Source organism: Stutzerimonas sp. (assembly GCF_982611455.1).
Window position 1 is genome coordinate 18,795 of the sequence record NZ_CEXBBO010000039.1, and the last position, 17,660, is coordinate 36,454.

14 protein-coding genes are annotated in these 17,660 nt (G+C 62.3%); 7 read left to right on the forward strand and 7 right to left on the reverse strand.

Annotation, left to right across the window (positions count from 1 at the left end; all coding sequences use genetic code 11):
• The first annotated feature begins 237 nt into the window (after positions 1 to 237).
• The 6 genes from cysM (at position 238) to AC2LD7_RS18965 (ending at position 6,904) form a co-directional block, all read left to right on the forward strand.
• Positions 238 to 1,140: a cysteine synthase CysM gene (gene cysM, locus AC2LD7_RS18940; RefSeq protein ID WP_484599237.1), complete on the forward strand. Its 903-nt coding sequence runs from the start codon at positions 238 to 240 to the stop codon at positions 1,138 to 1,140.
• Positions 1,141 to 1,173: 33 nt separating this feature from the next.
• Positions 1,174 to 2,529 carry a 23S rRNA (uracil(1939)-C(5))-methyltransferase RlmD gene (gene rlmD / locus AC2LD7_RS18945; RefSeq protein WP_484599238.1) on the forward strand — a complete coding sequence of 452 codons (1,356 nt, stop codon included), beginning with the start codon at positions 1,174 to 1,176 and terminating at the stop codon, positions 2,527 to 2,529.
• Between the two features lie 102 nt (positions 2,530 to 2,631).
• Complete coding sequence (gene relA, locus AC2LD7_RS18950) at positions 2,632 to 4,875, forward strand: GTP diphosphokinase (protein ID WP_484599239.1); 2,244 nt, start codon at positions 2,632 to 2,634, stop codon at positions 4,873 to 4,875.
• A gap of 161 nt (positions 4,876 to 5,036) precedes the next feature.
• A complete protein-coding gene (gene mazG / locus AC2LD7_RS18955) occupies positions 5,037 to 5,867 on the forward strand; it encodes a nucleoside triphosphate pyrophosphohydrolase (protein ID WP_484599240.1) in 831 nt (276 codons plus the stop codon).
• Between the two features lie 124 nt (positions 5,868 to 5,991).
• Entirely contained in the window at positions 5,992 to 6,531 is a 540-nt protein-coding gene (locus tag AC2LD7_RS18960; RefSeq protein ID WP_484599241.1) for a DUF2058 domain-containing protein, read from the forward strand.
• A gap of 220 nt (positions 6,532 to 6,751) precedes the next feature.
• Entirely contained in the window at positions 6,752 to 6,904 is a 153-nt protein-coding gene (locus AC2LD7_RS18965) for a hypothetical protein (RefSeq protein ID WP_255980545.1), read from the forward strand.
• A gap of 2 nt (positions 6,905 to 6,906) precedes the next feature.
• Here AC2LD7_RS18965 and AC2LD7_RS18970 read toward each other — a convergent pair whose 3' ends face one another.
• A complete protein-coding gene (locus tag AC2LD7_RS18970) occupies positions 6,907 to 7,599 on the reverse strand; it encodes a phosphoribosyltransferase (RefSeq protein WP_484599242.1) in 693 nt (230 codons plus the stop codon).
• Between the two features lie 3 nt (positions 7,600 to 7,602).
• Positions 7,603 to 8,934, reverse strand: a complete 1,332-nt coding sequence (locus tag AC2LD7_RS18975; protein ID WP_484599243.1) for an erythromycin esterase family protein — start codon at positions 8,932 to 8,934, stop codon at positions 7,603 to 7,605.
• Positions 8,935 to 9,119: 185 nt separating this feature from the next.
• Here AC2LD7_RS18975 and AC2LD7_RS18980 point away from each other — a divergent pair, with 185 nt between their 5' ends.
• Positions 9,120 to 9,353: a hypothetical protein gene (locus AC2LD7_RS18980; protein WP_484599244.1), complete on the forward strand. Its 234-nt coding sequence runs from the start codon at positions 9,120 to 9,122 to the stop codon at positions 9,351 to 9,353.
• A gap of 7 nt (positions 9,354 to 9,360) precedes the next feature.
• On the opposite strand, the gene pdeM is transcribed toward AC2LD7_RS18980, so the two are convergent.
• The 5 genes from pdeM to AC2LD7_RS19005 all read right to left on the reverse strand — a co-directional run bounded on the left by pdeM (position 9,361) and on the right by AC2LD7_RS19005 (position 17,232).
• Positions 9,361 to 10,017 (reverse strand): ligase-associated DNA damage response endonuclease PdeM, encoded by a 657-nt coding sequence (gene pdeM, locus AC2LD7_RS18985; RefSeq protein WP_484599245.1) that lies wholly within the window; start codon positions 10,015 to 10,017, stop codon positions 9,361 to 9,363.
• Between the two features lie 272 nt (positions 10,018 to 10,289).
• The gene (locus AC2LD7_RS18990) at positions 10,290 to 12,893 is read right to left on the reverse strand and encodes a ligase-associated DNA damage response DEXH box helicase (RefSeq protein ID WP_484599250.1); all 2,604 of its coding nucleotides are present in this window, start codon (positions 12,891 to 12,893) and stop codon (positions 10,290 to 10,292) included.
• Between the two features lie 887 nt (positions 12,894 to 13,780).
• Complete coding sequence (locus AC2LD7_RS18995; RefSeq protein WP_484599246.1) at positions 13,781 to 15,490, reverse strand: ATP-dependent DNA ligase; 1,710 nt, start codon at positions 15,488 to 15,490, stop codon at positions 13,781 to 13,783.
• 88 nt (positions 15,491 to 15,578) lie between these two features.
• Positions 15,579 to 16,595 (reverse strand): ligase-associated DNA damage response exonuclease, encoded by a 1,017-nt coding sequence (locus AC2LD7_RS19000; protein ID WP_484599247.1) that lies wholly within the window; start codon positions 16,593 to 16,595, stop codon positions 15,579 to 15,581.
• 82 nt (positions 16,596 to 16,677) lie between these two features.
• Positions 16,678 to 17,232: a hypothetical protein gene (locus tag AC2LD7_RS19005; protein ID WP_484599248.1), complete on the reverse strand. Its 555-nt coding sequence runs from the start codon at positions 17,230 to 17,232 to the stop codon at positions 16,678 to 16,680.
• Positions 17,233 to 17,660: the final 428 nt, after the last annotated feature.

The window sequence follows — 17,660 nt, forward strand, 5'->3', positions numbered from 1 at the left end:
GTGTAACTCTTTATAGACCTAGACGACAGACAAACATCTGCCAAGCCTTATCGGTCAGCAGCGGAAATTGCTGTGCGGCTGACGTGCTCTGTGGTTCGCTGTGTTCCTAATTTAGGGAGTTTGTCCCGACTCGGCTCGTGCCGTTCAGGAATCGAGGAAGGGGCAAGCGGTCTGCCCGTCTGCGGTCGTTGCCGGTATCATGTGCGCCTTTCCAATGCCGCTCGGTTCATCGACGCCATGACAATTCAGTACCCGACCATTGCCGATTGCGTCGGCAACACACCGCTGGTTCGCTTGCAGCGTCTGCCTGGCGAAACCACCAACACCATTCTGGTCAAACTCGAAGGCAACAACCCGGCTGGCTCGGTCAAGGATCGCCCGGCCCTGTCGATGATCGCGCGTGCCGAAGCGCGCGGCGATATCAAGCCCGGCGATACGCTAATCGAAGCCACGTCCGGCAACACCGGCATCGCCCTGGCCATGGCGGCGGCGATCATGGGCTACAAATTCATTCTGATCATGCCGGATAACTCCAGTGCCGAGCGTAAAGCGGCGATGACGGCCTATGGCGCCGAGCTGATTCTGGTGAGCAAGGACGAGGGCATGGAAGGCGCCCGTGACCTGGCCGTGAAGATGGCCACCGAAGGTCGCGGCAAGGTGCTCGATCAGTTCGCCAACGGCGACAACCCCGAAGCGCATTACACCAGCACCGGTCCTGAGCTATGGCAGCAGACGGGTGGCAGCATCACTCATTTCGTCAGCTCCATGGGCACCACCGGCACCATCATGGGCGTGTCGCGCTACCTCAAGGAACAGAACCCGGCGATCCAGATCATCGGATTGCAACCCATGGAAGGCGCGTCGATTCCGGGCATTCGCCGGTGGCCGGAAGAGTACCTGCCGAAGATCTATCAGGCCGAGCGTGTCGACCGCATCGTCGACATGGCCCAGGCCGAAGCCGAGGACGTGATGCGTCGACTGGCCCGCGAAGAGGGCATCTTCTGTGGCGTGTCCTCCGGTGGTGCGGTGGCGGGGGCGTTGCGCCTGTCCCAAGAAGTCGAAAATTCGGTAATCGTCGCGATCATCTGCGACCGTGGCGACCGTTACCTGTCGACAGGCGTCTATGACCAGCCCAACTGACCCGACAAAGCGCACTCAGAGCGGAATCCGCTAATGGCCAAACGCAGCGGCGGCTTGCGCTTTCAGCCCAGTGGTGGCGAGAAGAAACCGCAGATCCCGACGGGCAAGAAGCAACGCCTGAAGATCGAGCGCTTGGCCAATGACGGTCGCGGTATCGCCTTTCTCGACGGCCGGACCTGGTTCGTCGAGGGCGCTTTGCCCGGTGAGGACGTCGAGGCGCGGGTGCTGGGCGCGCGCAGCCAGATCGTCGAAGCGCGTAGCGAACGCGTACTGGCCGCCAGTGCTCCACGCCGCGCGGAGCCCTGTCCGCATGCCCGCGTCTGTGGCGGCTGTAATCTGCAGCATCTGCCCGCCGCAGACCAACTGGAACTGAAACAGCGCAGCCTCGCCGAGCAGCTGTCGCGGCTGGCCGGTATCGAGCCGCAAGCCTGGGCGGCACCGCTGAGCGGGCCCGAGTTCGGCTATCGTCGCCGTGCCCGGCTGGCGGTGCGCTGGGACCACAAGGCCCGGCGGCTGGATGTCGGTTTCCGCGCTGGTGCCAGCCAGGACATCGTTTCGATCCATGAATGCCATGTGCTGGTACAGCCCTTGCAAACGCTGCTGCCGGCATTGCTGAGCGTGTTGCAAGCCTTGGAAAAACCGCAGGCGATCGGTCACGTGGAACTGTTCAGCGGCACCGCCGAGGCTGTGCTGGTGCGCCATACCGCGGCGCTGGCTGACGCTGATTTGCAGCGCTTCAAGGCGTTCGCACTGGCGCAGGGCGCACAGCTCTGGCTGCAGGGCGAAGGTCAGCCGCAACCGCTGGAGCCGGCGTATACGCTGGGTTACCGCCTACCGGCTTGGAAACTTGAACTGGCCTGGCGGCCGGGGGATTTCGTACAGGTCAACGCACCGGTTAACGAGGCGATGATCGCGCAGACACTGGAATGGTTGGCGCCGATGCCCAATGAGCGGGTGCTGGATCTGTTCTGCGGGCTGGGAAACTTCGCGCTACCGCTGGCCCGTACCGGGGCTGAGGTGATTGCAGTCGAAGGCGTCGCAGAGATGGTCGAACGCGCGCGCACCAATGCGGCGCACAACGGTCTGGGGAATGCGCACTTTTATCAGGCGGACCTGTCGAAGCCGCTTATCGAAGCGCAGTGGGCCAAAGGCGGTTTTGCCGCGGTGCTGCTGGATCCGCCGCGTGACGGCGCGTTGGAACTGGTCAGACAGATGACGACTTTAGGAGCACGGCGCGTGGTTTATGTTTCATGCAATCCTGCGACGCTGGCACGAGATGCCGCGGAGTTGGTACGCCAGGGCTACGAGTTGAAGCGGGCCGGTGTGCTGGACATGTTTCCACAAACGGCGCACGTGGAGGCCATGGCGCTCTTCGAGCGGCCGGCGTAGCGCTGGAAATTTTCGACAGGCATTAGGCCTGTGGTTCAACCGACCGACTCCCAGAAAGTCGGCGTATTCGACGCAGATGATGCGTAGAGGGAAGGTAGATAGATGGTCCAGGTCAGAGCGCTTCAGCCGATCAATACCGACGGCAGCATCAACCTCGATGGCTGGCTCGATCATGTGCTGGGGATGGACCCGGCACTCGACCGCGACGCACTCAAACAGGCCTGCGAGTTCGCCCGCGCGGCTGAGCAGCAGGCCAACGCCGCACAGAACCTGTGGAGCGAAGGCACCTCGAGTTACCAGGCCGGGCTTGAGATCGCCGAAATCCTCGCCGATCTCAAACTCGACCAGGACAGCCTGGTCGCGGCGGTCATGTACCGTGGTGTGCGCGAGGGCAAAATTCAGCTGGCAGAGGTTCATCAACAGTTCGGCCCGGTAGTCGCCAAGCTGATCGAAGGCGTACTGCGCATGGCCGCCATCAGCGCCAGTCTCAACCCGCGCGAGTCGCTGGTACTGGGCACTCAGACCCAGGTGGAAAACCTGCGCAAGATGCTCGTAGCCATGGTCGATGACGTGCGCGTCGCGCTGATCAAACTGGCTGAGCGAACCTGCGCCATCCGCGCGGTGAAAAATGCCGACGATGACAAGCGCCACCGCGTCGCCCGCGAAGTCTTCGATATTTACGCACCTCTGGCGCACCGTCTGGGCATCGGCCATATCAAGTGGGAATTGGAAGATCTGTCCTTCCGCTATCTCGAGCCCGAACAGTACAAGCAGATCGCCCAGCTGTTGCATGAACGGCGGTTGGACCGCGAGCAGTACATCAATACCGTGGTTCAGCAACTCAGGGATGAACTGACCGCCACCGGCATCCAGCCCGAGATCGACGGCCGCGCCAAACACATCTATTCGATCTGGCGGAAGATGCAGAAGAAGGGCCTGCAGTTCAGCCAGATCTACGACGTTCGCGCCGTACGCGTCCTGGTGCCGGAAGTGCGCGATTGCTACACCGCGCTGGGCATCGTGCATACGCTTTGGCGGCATATTCCCAAGGAGTTCGACGACTACATCGCCAACCCCAAGGAGAACGGCTACCGCTCGCTGCATACTGCCGTGCTCGGTCCGGAGGGCAAGGTGCTGGAAGTACAGATTCGTACCCAGGCCATGCACGAAGAGGCTGAGCTGGGCGTCTGCGCCCACTGGCGCTACAAGGGCACGGACGTCAATTCCAGCTCCAACCATTACGAAGAGAAGATCGCCTGGCTGCGTCAGGTGCTGGAATGGCACGAGGAGCTGGGCGATATCGGTGGTCTGGCCGATCAATTGCGGGTGGATATCGAACCCGACCGCGTCTATGTATTCACGCCTGACGGTCATGCGATCGACCTGCCCAAAGGCGCGACGCCGCTGGACTTCGCCTACCGCGTGCATACCGAAATCGGCCACAACTGCCGCGGCGCCAAAATCAATGGGCGCATCGTGCCGCTCAACTACAGCCTGCAGACCGGTGAGCAGGTCGAGATCATCACCAGCAAGCACGGCTCGCCGAGCCGCGATTGGCTGAACTCCAACCTGGGCTACATCACCACCTCACGCTCGCGGGCAAAAATTGTCCATTGGTTCAAGCTGCAGGCCCGCGACCAGAATGTCGCGGCCGGCAAGGCAATGCTGGAACGTGAATTGGGACGTCTCGATCTGCCACCGGTGGATTTCGACAAACTGGCTGAAAAAGCCAACCTGAGGACTGCCGAAGACATGTTCGCCGCGCTCGGTGCCGGCGATCTGCGTTTGGCCCCTCTGGTCAACCATGCTCAGCAATTGGTGGAGCCTGACAGCCATTCCGATCAGCTCGAACTGATCCCGCGCCGCCCGACCAGCACCAAGCCGGGCAAGCGCGGCGACGTGCAGATTCAGGGCGTCGGCAACCTCCTGACGCAGATGGCCGGCTGCTGCCAGCCGCTGCCGGGCGACCCCATCGTCGGCTATATCACCGTAGGCCGTGGCGTCAGTATTCACCGTCAGGATTGCGCCTCGGTGTTGCAACTGGCCGGGCGCGAGCCGGAGCGGATCATCCAGGTCAGCTGGGGCCCGATCCCGGAGAAAACCTATCCCGTGGATATCGTCATCCGTGCCTATGACCGTTCTGGCCTGCTGCGCGACGTTTCGCAGATTCTGCTCAACGAGCGGATCAACGTACTCGCCGTCAACACCCGCTCGAACAAGGAAGACAGCACGGCACTGATGTCCCTGACCATTGAAATTCCAGGGTTGGATGCACTGGGACGGCTACTCGGCCGGGTTTCGCAACTGCCCAATATTATCGAGGCGAAGCGCCAGAGAGCGTCGTGAGGCGCTTTCCGGCGGTGTTGCCGGCCGCGTCACGGTGGATGGGTGAAGTGTCAGCTACGCGCCCCGATCCACCCTACAATCGGCTTGACTCCGTAGGGTGGATGTCGCTTTTTACATCCACCGAAACGCCGCTACGATTGCCGCTCGGCCCGAGGAATCCTATGTACCAACTCAACGACCTGCTGCATCTGATGGCCCGGCTGCGTGATCCGCAGCATGGCTGCCCGTGGGACTTGCAGCAGGATTACGCCAGCATCGTCCCGCATACGCTCGAAGAGGCTTATGAAGTGGCCGATGCGATCGAGCGCGGGGATTTCGATCATCTGCCCGGTGAGCTGGGCGATCTGTTGTTTCAGGTCGTCTATTACAGCCAGTTGGCGAAAGAAGAAGGGCGTTTCGAGTTCGATGCGGTGGTCGACGGGATCACCCGCAAGTTGTTGCGCCGCCACCCGCATGTCTTCCCCGATGGCGACCTTTACGGTTCGCCCGAATTGCCGCGCCTCGACGAGGCGGCAATCAAACAGCGTTGGGAAGAGATCAAGGCCGAGGAGCGCGCCGAGAAGGCCGATGCGCCGGAGCAGCTGTCCCTGCTCGACGATGTACCCAGCGCGCTGCCGGCGCTGAGCCGTGCTGCCAAGCTGCAGAAGCGCACCGCCCAGGTCGGCTTCGATTGGCCGGATGCGTTGCCGGTGGTGGACAAGGTGCGCGAAGAGTTGGACGAAGTGCTCGAAGCCATGAGCGAGAACGACCCTGAGGCCATCGCCGAAGAGATTGGCGACCTGCTGTTCGTCACGGTGAATCTGGCGCGGCATTTGAAAGTCGACCCGGAGAACGCACTGCGCGCAGCCAATCGCAAATTCGAGCGGCGCTTCCGCTTTATAGAACAAGCCTTGCGGGACAGCGGCCGACCCATCGAGAATTGCGACTTGGAGGAGCTCGACAGGCTCTGGGGCGAGGCGAAGAAAGCCGAACGGTCGCCTTCCTGCGGTTAACAGCTAAGGCTATTCGTAGAGGTGGATGTCGCCATTTTCATCCACCACAATCCCGCTGGGTGAATCGACAAAGCCTGATTCACCCTACGTCTAATTTTGAATCCACGACGAGACGAGCCGACACATGAGTCTTTCCCTTCGCGACCAGCTGCTCAAAGCCGGACTGGTCAATGAGAAGCAGGCCAAGCAGGCCGGCAAGCAACAGCAGAAACAGCAACGCCTGGTGAAGAAAGGCCAGGCAGAAAAGGATGACTCTCAGCGCGAAGCGGCGCTAAAGGCCCAGGCCGAGAAGCAGGCCCGCGACCAGGAACTGAACCGTCAGCAGCAGGAAAAGGCCGAGCAGAAGGCGCGTACCGCGCAGATCAAGCAGCTGATCGAAACCAGCCGCTTGCCCAAGCTGACCACCGAGGATTACTACAACTTCGTCGACGACAAAAAGGTCAAGCGCCTGTCGGTGAACAAGCTGATGCGCGACAAGCTGTCCAGCGGCTCGCTGGCCATCGTGCGTCATGGTGGCGGATACGAGGTGATCCCGCGCGAGGCGGCACTGAAGATTCAGGAGCGCGATCCGCGCCGCATCGTGCAGCTCAACACCCAGACCGAAGCCCCGGATGCGGACGACCCCTACGCCGCTTACCAGATTCCCGACGATCTGATGTGGTAACGAACCTGCCGATACCCACGGTGTAGTTTTAAGGCGCCAGGCGAACGCCGAATCTTTGCTGGCGAAGCGTTCTAGAGCGGTTCGCGGGCAGGCTCGCTTCTACATGTTTCGTTGATCTGCGCTTCAACGCCCGACGGAAGGACGGATATCTGCCGGCCGCTCGGCCTCTACTGCTGTAGACCTATCCGGACTTTCCGGTACAGCAGCGGAGGACAGCGACATGGAAACAGGTTATTTGGATGACAACCAGACGCTCAGCTGGCAGGCCAACGGTGTGCCCGGTGATCCAGAAGAACCAGGCGTGCCGGACCTGCCCAGCGAGCCGGGCGAACCGACGATCCCGGATCAACCGCCACCCGCGCCGGTGGCCTGATTTCAAGGTTCATCCGGCTTGTCCGTTATGAAAGTTTGAGCACGCGCGAGCAGGTCGATGACTTGCTCGTCGCGAGTCTGGTCGAAATTACTGTAATGACACCCGACACCGATGAACGGCTCGGGCATCGCCAGGCACACCAGTTCATCCACCTCCGTTCGCAGCATCTCGATAATGTCCCTCGGCCCGACGGGTACGGCGAGCACGATTCTGCTCGGATTCGATTGTTTCAGGCCCTTCAGCGCGGCTCTCACGGTTGCGCCGGTGGCGATGCCATCGTCGATCACGATCACGCAGCGATTACTCAGCAAAGGCGCCGGCCGGTCGCCACAGTAGCGCTGGCGGCGACGCTCCAGTTCGGCCAGCTGACGTTGCATTTCCTCGTCGAACCAGTTCGGCGGCGGCGCGATCTGGTTGAATAACTCTTGATTGATCACCCACTTCGGCTCGGCGCCGTCGATCACCGCCCCCAGCGCCAGCTCCTCGTTGCCCGGCGCGCCGATCTTGCGCACCAGTACTAGATCCAATGGCGCGTTCAGGCTCTTGGCTACTTCGAAAGCAACCGGCACGCCGCCACGTGGCAGAGCGAGCACCAGCGGTTTCGTATCGGCCAGGTGTTGCAGCGCCTCGGCCAATTCCTGGCCGGCATGGACGCGGTCGCGGAACAGATTGGATTCAGGAATGAACGCACGCATGACTCACTCTCCGAACGGATAGGTATCCGGAACGATGTCGTCGTCGATCTGCTGCGGGCCGATGGGCGTCACCGCTGTCGTCTGCTCCAGCCATATCAGGGCGTCGAACTGTTCAGAAAGTATGGCCTGAAAATAATGACTCTGACGCTCAGTGGCCGGACGGTAGATGACGCCGATGGCGCGCTCCAGCCGCGGCCGGGCCAATGCGCTGCGCAGCTCGTCATCGTCGCGCCAGCTGGTCAGCGACGCTGGTTGCCCTGCGCGCAGGAACATTTGCTCCCAGCTGTCCGGGCGCGAAGGGCGGACCTGCTTGATCTGCATCGGCTCGTCCCAGTTATCCGCCGCCGCCACCTCACCGCGATCGGTGGCCATGCCGATCAGTACTGCGTTTCGACCGAAGGCGGTACGGCATAGCTCGCCGATATTGAATTCGCCGCCCCAACCCATGGACGTCGATGCGGCGTTGCCGATGTGCGAGTTGTGCGCCCAGACCACCGCTTTGGCATCGTCGCCACGGTGTTCCAGCAGGGCGCGCAGGGTGTCGAACATATGCCGGTCGCGCAAATTCCAGGATTCGGTCGAGCCTTGATACATGGCCCGGTAATACTGCTCGGCGGCAAGCACGACCCGGGCGTTGCGCTCGGCATTGAAGAAACTGTCACCATCTGTTTCCAAATACTTCAGGCGTTGATCGAGCAGCGCGCGCAGTTGGTCGACCACCGCGCTCTCGCATGAAGGCTCGCCGAGCATTACATTGTGGCCATAAACCGCCGGCTCCTCGTGCCATGGGCTGAGGCAACCGTAGCGACGACGCGCGGCGCTGGCGGCCTGTGGGTCGACGCGGTCGAGGTAGCCGAGCACTTCCTGAATCGATGAGCCAAGGCTGTAAACGTCGAGCCCGCGAAATTCGACGCGTCGCTCTGTCGGTAAGGCGTCGTTGTGATTGCGCAACCAGCGTGCAAAGTCCGCGACTTCCTGGTTGCGCCACATCCAGGTCGGGAAGCGTTTGAAGCCTTCCTCGACCCACGTCGGCGGCTGTTGCTGGCGTACGTAGCGGTCGATCTTCGCAGCGTCTGGCCAGTCCGCTTCGGCGGCGATGATGGTGAATCCGTGGTGCTCGATCAGCCGGCGGGTGATGGCCGCACGGGCGCGGTAGAACTCGGAAGTGCCGTGGCTGGCTTCGCCAATTAGCACGACCCGTGCGTCGGCGAATTGATCGAAATGATTGGCAAAGGTCGGATCGTCGACTGCCGGCAGCGCAACGGCATACTGGCGCAGCAACGCTACCAATTGCTCTTCGGTCATCTCGGTAGGGCGTGGGCGAGATTGGATCATGGCCTCGTCTCCTTGCTTGCTCTTCTATCGATGACCGACGCTGCATACCTCTGTTCAGACCGTTCGGCGGGTCATCCAATCAAGCATAAGCGGCAGAACTGAAAGCGACGGGCTAGTCTCTAAACAAAGCAACGCCAATATCGGCGAGCGAATTTTGCCGAAGGCGCTAAGAACGAGGGGGCATCATGACGACCTGGATCATCGCGTACAGCAAAGACGGCAACACTTCCATCCTCAGGACCGAATCCGATCATCAGCCGGATATTGACGAGGCAGTAGCGCTGCTCACCCGCAAGGCCGAGCAGGATTATGCCGATCAAGACAACCAGTATGACCATGACCCGGATGTGGAAGAGACGCCCGCCACGCGCCTGGCCGAGCGCTTCGGCATCACCGTAACCGGCATTTCGCAGGCCTGATCGCCGGTCACGCTACCCGCCACACGCTGTCATCTCCCACCACGTAGAGACGCCGGCTGGGGTCGGCGTCGACTTCCATCATGCCAGTAAAGCTGCCGAACGCAGGCAGCAAGCTTACCTCTGAGCCGATGCTGAAGCAGGGCAGGCGCAGGCTCTGACGACCTCGTCCGTTGAGGCGAAAAGCAGGGTGCAGATGGCCGGCCAGCACATGGTGAGTGGGGTGCGGATCGGGTTCGTGCTGCAGGGCGAACGGGCCGAGTATCAGTGGCTCGGGGACTACGGCCATGTCGAGCGTCGCCGGTGGATCGCCCGCGCGGCGATCATGGTTGCCGCGGATCAGCGTGATTTCGAGCTGGGGGTGCGTTGCGCGCCATGTGTGCAGTTGCGCCAGGATGGCAGGTGTCTGGGATTCCGGTGCGTGCAGGAAATCGCCAAGAAAGATTAGTTGGCGGCAGCTGTAGCGCGCCAGTAAGGCATCCAGTCGTTGCAGATTGGTTTGGGTGGTGCCGTGCGGCACCGGCTGGCCGAGACGGCGATAGGCGGCGGCCTTGCCGAAGTGGATATCGGCGATCAGTAGCGCCTGCTGTTCGGGCCAGTAGATGGCCTTGTCGGCGAGCAGCCAGAGCTCGGTGTGTGCCAGTTCGATGGGCAGGTGAGGGGGCATGCAAGGAAGTGTATCGCGGGCTAACGGTGGTTCCTATGCGCGACTGAGCGCGCGCCTGATGGCAGATTGAGTGCGAGCCCACTTCGGGGCGAATCTTTTGGTTTCGAGCCGGCAGAACGTTTGCTTTCGCCGCGGGGCGCGCCTCCCACCGAAGCGGGCCCGTACATGGCTTCGAAGTGTGCTTTGGCTTTGCTCTTGTAGGAGGCCCGCGCCGGGGCGAAAGCTTTTGCTCATGGACCGCAGGGAAGCCCGACTGCCTGATATCACCTCTTTCAGCGGATGCGCCTCGCCTTCTTCGGTCGCGGCGTTCCGTCCTTGCGCTTACGCGGTTTGCGCGCGGGATTGACTTCCCGTTCTACCGCAATGGCTGCGTCCCGCTCGGGCTGATAGCCGCCGGGGCCGGCCGCTTTGTCCAGTTCGGCGACCATTCGGCGGATGCGATCGGCAAGCTTTTCCGAGCTCATGCTTTCGCGAAAGCGCTCAACCATCAGCGGAAACGCCAGTGGCGTCGTGCGCTTTACCTGATGAATATCCAACCGCCGTTGTTGCAGCCGCGTCAGCGTCTGTTCCAGCCGCTCGACCTCCAGTTCCTGGCGCAGCACTTCCTCTTCTGCCTGTGTCAGCAGCAGGTTGTCCGGGTCGTACTGGCGGAACACATCGAAGAACAACCCGCTGGACGCCTGCAGCTGCCGGGCACTTTTTTGCGCGCCGGGATAGCCGGAAAACACCAGCCCGGCTATGCGCGCGATTTCGCGAAAACGTCGGCGTGCCAGTTCGCCAGCGTTAAGGCTGGCGAGCACGTCGTGCAGCAGATTGTCTCGGCTGAACAAGGCGGGTGTCAGCCAGTGCATCCAGTCCACTTCGGTGGCCGAGAGTAGCTCGAACCCGTAGTCATTGACCGCGATAGAGAAGGTCACCGGCTGGCGCTGGCCCATCCGCCAGGCAAGCAGGCTGGCGAGACCCAAGTGCACGTGGCGGCCGGCGAAGGGGTAAAGAAACAGATGCCAGCCTTCGCGGGACTTCATTACTTCTGCCAGCAGCGTGGTTTCAGTGGGTAGCGCCGACCAGTCCAGCTGCACCTTCAGCAACGGCTGTACCAGGCGCATCTCGTCGCTGACGAATTCCCCGCGCGAGGCGGCGCCGAGTTGTTCCACCACCGCATCGGCCAGCTCGCTGGAAAGCGGCATGCGCCCACCGTTCCAGCGCGGCACAGCGGCTTTCTTGCCGGTGGCGCGGCTGACGTAGGCAGTCATGTTTTCCACTCGCACCAATTCCAACAGGCGTCCGGCGAAGAGGAAATTGTCACCCGGTCGCAGACGCGCGATGAAGCCTTCCTCTACCGAACCCAGTGAGCGGCCACTGCCACCCTTTGCCCAGAATTTCACCGTCAGACTGGCATCGCTGACGATGGTGCCGATGCTCATTCGGTGGCGCATTGCGACACGCCGGCTCGGGACCTTCCACAGGCCGGTTTCGTCTGGTTCGACCCGTTGATAATCCGGATAGGCCGTAAGCGAATGCCCGCCGTGACGGACGAAGGCCAGCGCCCATAGCCACTGCTCGGCATCCAAGTCTCGGTAAGACCATGCCTTGCGCACTTCGGCGTAGAGCTCATCCGGCCGAAAACCGCCGCCCAGCGCCATGCTGACCAGATGTTGCACTAACACATCCAGCGATCGATGCGGAGCGCTACGGGCTTCGATTCGCCGTTCGGAGACGGCAACGTGGGCGGCTGCGGCTTCCACCACTTCGAAGCTGTGGGTCGGCACCAGCGTGACTCGCGAGACCCGCCCCGGCGCATGACCGGAGCGCCCGGCACGCTGCATCAGCCGTGCCACACCTTTCGGCGAACCGACCTGCAGCACCCGTTCGACGGGCAGGAAATCCACGCCCAGATCGAGGCTGGAAGTACAGACCACGGCCTTCAGCGCACCTTGCTTGAGGCCCAGTTCCACCCAGTCCCGCACCTCGCGGGCTAATGAGCCGTGGTGCAGCGCAATCAACCCGGCCCAGTCCGGCCGAGCATTGAGAATCGCCTGATACCAGAGCTCCGACTGCGATCGGGTGTTGGTGAATACCAGCGACGTGGCCGCCGATTCGATTTCATCGACGACCTGCGGCAGCATGCGCAGGCCGAGATGCCCAGCCCAGGGAAAGCGCTCAATGCTGGGCGGCAGCAGGGTATCGACGCGCAGCTCTTTGTTCACTTTGCCTTGAACCAACCGGCCCGTGCCGGCATATAGCAGCACTTCCAGCGCGTGCGGTTGGTTGCCGAGCGTGGCGGATAGACCCCAGACGATCAGTTCCGGCATCCAGCTACGCAGCCGCGCCAACGCCAGCTGCAGCTGCACGCCGCGTTTGTTGCCGAGCAGTTCGTGCCATTCGTCGACCACCAACATGCGCAGCCCGGCAAAGGCCTGGCGGGCATCGGCGCGGGTCAGCAGCAGGGTGAGGCTTTCCGGTGTGGTGACCAGCGCACTGGGTAGCCGCCGGGCCTGGCGGGCACGTTCGGCGCCGCTGGTGTCGCCGGTGCGCAGCCCGATGCTCCAGTTGATGCCGAGTTCGTCCAGCGGCGCCTGGAGTGCGCGTGCCGTATCCGCGGCCAGGGCACGCATGGGGGTGATCCAGAGGACGGTCAACGGGGCGGGTTTATCTGATGGCTTGGTGGACGATCCGGCTTCGATGGCTGCGAAACGATTGAGCGCACCGAGCCAGACGGCGTAGGTCTTGCCCGAGCCCGTGGTGGCGTGGAGCAGACCGGATTCGCCGTTCTGCACGGCTTGCCAGACTTCCTGCTGGAACGGAAAGGGTTGCCAAGACTTACTGGCGAACCATGTAGCACCGCGGGTTTCGGTTTGAGAAGGGGGTTGTTCGATCCCCGAGTTCCCCACAACTTCCCTCACCCCCAGCCCCTCTCCCGGAGGGAGAGGGGAGCAGCTACGCGGCGGTTTCGATGCACTGTGCGCAGCTACTTTGCTTTTGCGCAGCGGTTTCGAGGATTTCCGCGTGTCTGCTTTGCTTTTGCTCCCTCTCCCTCCGGGAGAGGGTTGGGGTGAGGGTTGATTGGGCACCGAGTCGTCTGAAGCCGCCCTCATCCCCGGCTCCTCTTCCGGAGAAAGAGGGGAGCAGTTACGCGGTGGTTTCGATGCACTGTGCGCGGCTACTTCGCTTTTGCGCGGCGGTTTCGAGGATTTCCGCGTGTTTGTTTCGCTTTTGCTCCCTCTCCCTCTCCCTCCGGGAGAGGGTTGGGGTGAGGGCTGGTTGGGCACCGAGTCGCCTGAAGCCGCCCTCACCCCCGGCCCCTCTCCCGGCGGGAGAGGGGAGCAGTCGCGCGGTGGTTTCGATGCACTCGGGGCTACTTCGCTTTTGCGCGGTGGTTTCGAGGATTTCCGCGTGTCTGCTTCGCTTTTGCTCCCTCTCCCTCTCCCTCCGGGAGAGGGTTGGGGTTGGGGTGAGGGCTGGTTGGGCACCGAGTCGCCTGAAGTCTCCCTCACCCCCAGCCCCTCTCCCGGAGGGAGAGGGGAGCAGCTACGCGGCGGTTTCGATGCACTGTGCGCGGCTACTTCGCTTTTGCGCGGCGGTTTCGAGGATTTCCGCGTGTCTGCTTCGCTTTTGCTCCCTCTCCCTCCGGGAGAGGGTTGGGGTGAGGGTTGGTTGGGCACCGAGTCGCCTGAAGTCTCTCTCACCCCCGGCTCCTGTTCCTGAGGGAGAGGGGAGCCGTTGAGCGGCTGGTTCGATGCATTGCGGTGGTCAGGCGACCGTGTCATCCCAACAGCTCCTTCAGCGTCTCCAGAGTGTCGGCTTCCTCCACCGGCTTGTCGTGGCGCCAGCGCAACATGCGTGGAAAGCGTACAGCGATGCCGCTTTTGTGTCGGCTGCTGGCGGCGATGCCTTCGAAGCCCAGTTCAAATACCAATGTCGGCGTCACGCTGCGCACCGGTCCGAATTTCTCCACCGTGGTCTTGCGCACGATGGCGTCGACCTTGCGCATTTCCTCGTCGGTCAGGCCCGAATAGGCTTTCGCGAACGGCACCAGCTTACGCTCCGGTGCACCCGGTTCGCCGTCCCAGACGGCGAAGGTGAAATCCGTATAGAGACTCGCGCGGCGGCCGTGGCCTCGCTGGGCATAGATCAGTACCGCATCCACCGAGTAGGGATCGACCTTCCATTTCCACCAGGTGCCGACATCCTTGGTTCGGCCGACGCCGTACTGCGCGGCGCGAGCCTTGATCATCATCCCTTCCACACCTAGCGCACGGGATGCTTCCCGCTGGCGGGCCAGATCAGCCCAGTCGCTGCCTTCGATCAAGGGCGAGACCATCAGGATCGGGTTGGGGCATTGTGCGACGACCGTATCGAGTTGTGCTCGTCGCTCCCGGTGCGGCCGCTGTCGCCAGTCCAGGCCCTGCCATTCGAGCAAGTCGTAGGCGAGCACGGCCACTGGAGCATCTTCCAGCACCTTAGCGGTGAGATTCTTGCGGCCGATGCGCTGTTGCAGCAGCGCAAAGGGCTGCACGCCGAAGCGGGCAGGCTCGGCGGGCGTCGGGGTTGCCGAGGCTTCGAACAGTTCGGTTGACCGCTCCGTCGGTTGCGCCTTCCAGACTACGATTTCACCGTCGATGACGGTACCGTCCGGCAGGCATCCGGCCAGTTCGCAGAGTTCTGGGAAGCGATCGCTGACCAATTCTTCGCCGCGTGACCAGATCCATATCTGCCCGTCACGCTTGACCAACTGCGCACGAATGCCGTCCCACTTCCATTCGATATGCCAGTTATCGGGCGATCCAAGCAGCTCTTCGAATTGCTCCACTGGTGCTTGCAGCGAGTGGGCGAGAAAGAACGGATAGGGCTGGCCGCCGCGCTGTGCGTGCTCGTCATCCGATTCATCGGCGATCAACGCGAGATAGCCTTCGGCACTCGGTCGGTGCGAGAGGTCGGTATAGCCCACGAGCCGCTGTGCCACGCGCTTGGGGTCGAGGTCCACCAGCGAGGCCAGCGCGCGCGTCACCAATAGCTTCGACACGCCGACACGAAAGGCGCCGGTGATCAACTTGATGCAGACCATCAGGCTCAAGCGGTCCAGTTGCGCCCATAACTCGGGCAGGCGCGCTGCCAGCTCTTCGGGCGGCTGTCCGCGCAGTGGCAGCAATTTGTCCTGCATCCATACGGCGAGGCCGTCGTCGGAGCTGTGGGTGGATTCGGGAATCAGCAGCGAGATGGTCTCGGCCATATCTCCCACGGCTTGATAGCTTTCCTCGAACAGCCACTCCGGTAAGCCTGAGGTTTGCATGGCTGTTTCGCGCAACACACGGGTCGGTACTAGCTGTCGCGGTCGACCGCCCGCCAGGAAATATACGGCCCAGGCGGCGTCGGCCGGATCGGCTTCCCGAAAATAGTCGCGCATGGCGGCAAGCTTGGCATTGCTGGAGGTGGTCGCATCGAGGCGGCTATAAAGCGTGGCGAAGGCTTTCATCGGGCTCGGCCATGGAAGGTGGCGATTGGGATGGCTTCGCGAGCAAGCTCACTCTTACAGGGGAGCAGGGCGGAGCAGAGAGGGACGCTCACTGAACCTCCTGTTCAGGTGCATCGTCTTCGTCGCCATATTCGGTTTCGAAGGCTTGGGCATCGAGGCCGCGCATTTCGCGCAGATAGCGCACCAGCACCGGCACCGAGCCATGGGTGACCATCACCCGTTCGGCGCCGGTCTGTTCGATGGCCCACAGCAGGCCGGGCCAATCGGCGTGGTCGGAAAGGACGAAGCCACGGTCGACGCCACGCCGCCGCCGCGTGCCGCGCAGCATCATCCAGCCGCTGGCGAAGGCGTCGGCATAATCGCCGAAGCGGCGCATCCAGGTGCTACCGCCCGCCGACGGTGGGGCAAGGATGATGGCTTGCTTGAGGCGCGGATCGCCCTTTTTCAGATCGCCGGCATAAACGGTCGGTGGAAGGTATACGCCGGCCTCACGGTAGACCCGGTTCAACGGCTCGACGGCGCCATGCACCACCACCGTGCCGATGTTTTCATCGAGCCCATGAAGAATCCGCTGCGCCTTGCCGAACGCATAACAGAACAACACGCTGGCACGGCCGACCGCGGCGTTAGCCCGCCACCAGTCGTTGATTTCGCGGAATACCTCAGTCTGCGATGGCCATCTGTAAATGGGCAAACCAAAAGTCGATTCGGTGATGAAGGTATGGCAGCGCACCGGCTCGAAGGGTGTGCAGGTGCCATCGGGCTCGACCTTGTAATCTCCCGAGGCGACCCAGACTTCGCCGCGATATTCCAGGCGCACCTGCGCCGAGCCAAGCACGTGGCCAGCGGGGTGAAAGCTCAGTTTTACCCCGTGATGATCGATGGATTCGCCGTAGGCCAAAGTCTGCAGCGGCATGTCGGCGGCGATGCGTGAGCGCAGGATGCCTTCGCTGTCGCGGGACGCCAGGTAATGATTCATGCCCCAGCGAGCGTGGTCGCCGTGGGCATGGGTGATCACGGAGCGGTCGACCGGACGCCAGGGATCGATATAGAAATCCCCGGGCGGGCAGTAGAGGCCTTCGGGGCGGGCGACGACAAGGTCCATTGAATACAGGCACTTTGTGGGCTTGTAGCGTTGGAGCCTGTCGGGGCTGAAGGAGTTCGGGCGGATGCGCCGCCCGATAGGTTCAGTCCTGCAGTTTCAGATGCGAAGTGTCGGGTACCGGCGTGTCGCTGGCGCGGCGGCGCTCACCCATGTCGCTGCCCACCGGAGCCAGGCTGAACTGGGACAGATCCACCGACGGCGGCTGAGCGGGTGCCCGCGCATCCTGCAAATCGACACCCACTGGTGCGATCCCGAAATCCGGAGCCTCGACGTCGACGAACGCCGCCATGTACTCATCGCGAGGTGCAACCTTGAGCGGCTTCGGTGCGGCCGTGGCGGCTTGGCTGGCTGCCGAAATCGTTGGCTCTTCCGCTGGCGCAGGAGCCAGTTCGATTTCTTCGACCTCTACCGGCAGGGCTCGGACTTCGGCGATCGCGCCGGCGCGGGCCATGGCTTCGCGATATTTCTCGACGCTGGCGTAGTCCAGGTCCTGCTTTATTACTATCCGACGACCTGAAAACAGCAGCGCGATGCGCTGGGCATCGGCTTGGAACAAGCGGGTAAGGTTGGCCTCGACCTGTTCCAGCGTCGCGCCCGGTGCGAGCTGGCCGGAAAAAGCGATCTCATAGCGGCTCATGGTTACGTTCCTCTATTTGGGCGGGGCCGATGTGCTGGATCATAGAGGTTGGGTTTCGGGCTTGAAAGCGGCGGAGATCAAAAGCTGCTGGAGGCTGGATGTAAAAGCGATTCCTCGTTGAGCTTTCAACAGCTTTACGCCTTGTCAGCGACAGAAGGCTCGTCAGGCTTGGAGATTTTTTGGCATGCCCATAACAGGCCCAATGTGTGTTCACTACGTCGCCCCTCACCCCAGCCCTCTCCCCCAGTTTGTTGCATATTTCCACCGAAACATCGTGCCGGGGGAGAGGGAGCTGCTCCTGCGAGGTAGCGAACAGAGGCGTTCGGCCTGCTCGCTGTCTCAGGCCCAAGCCGAAAAGATTCAGGCTCAAGCTCCAACGTCCAACGTCCAACGTCCAACGTCCAACGTCCAACGTCCAACGTCCAACA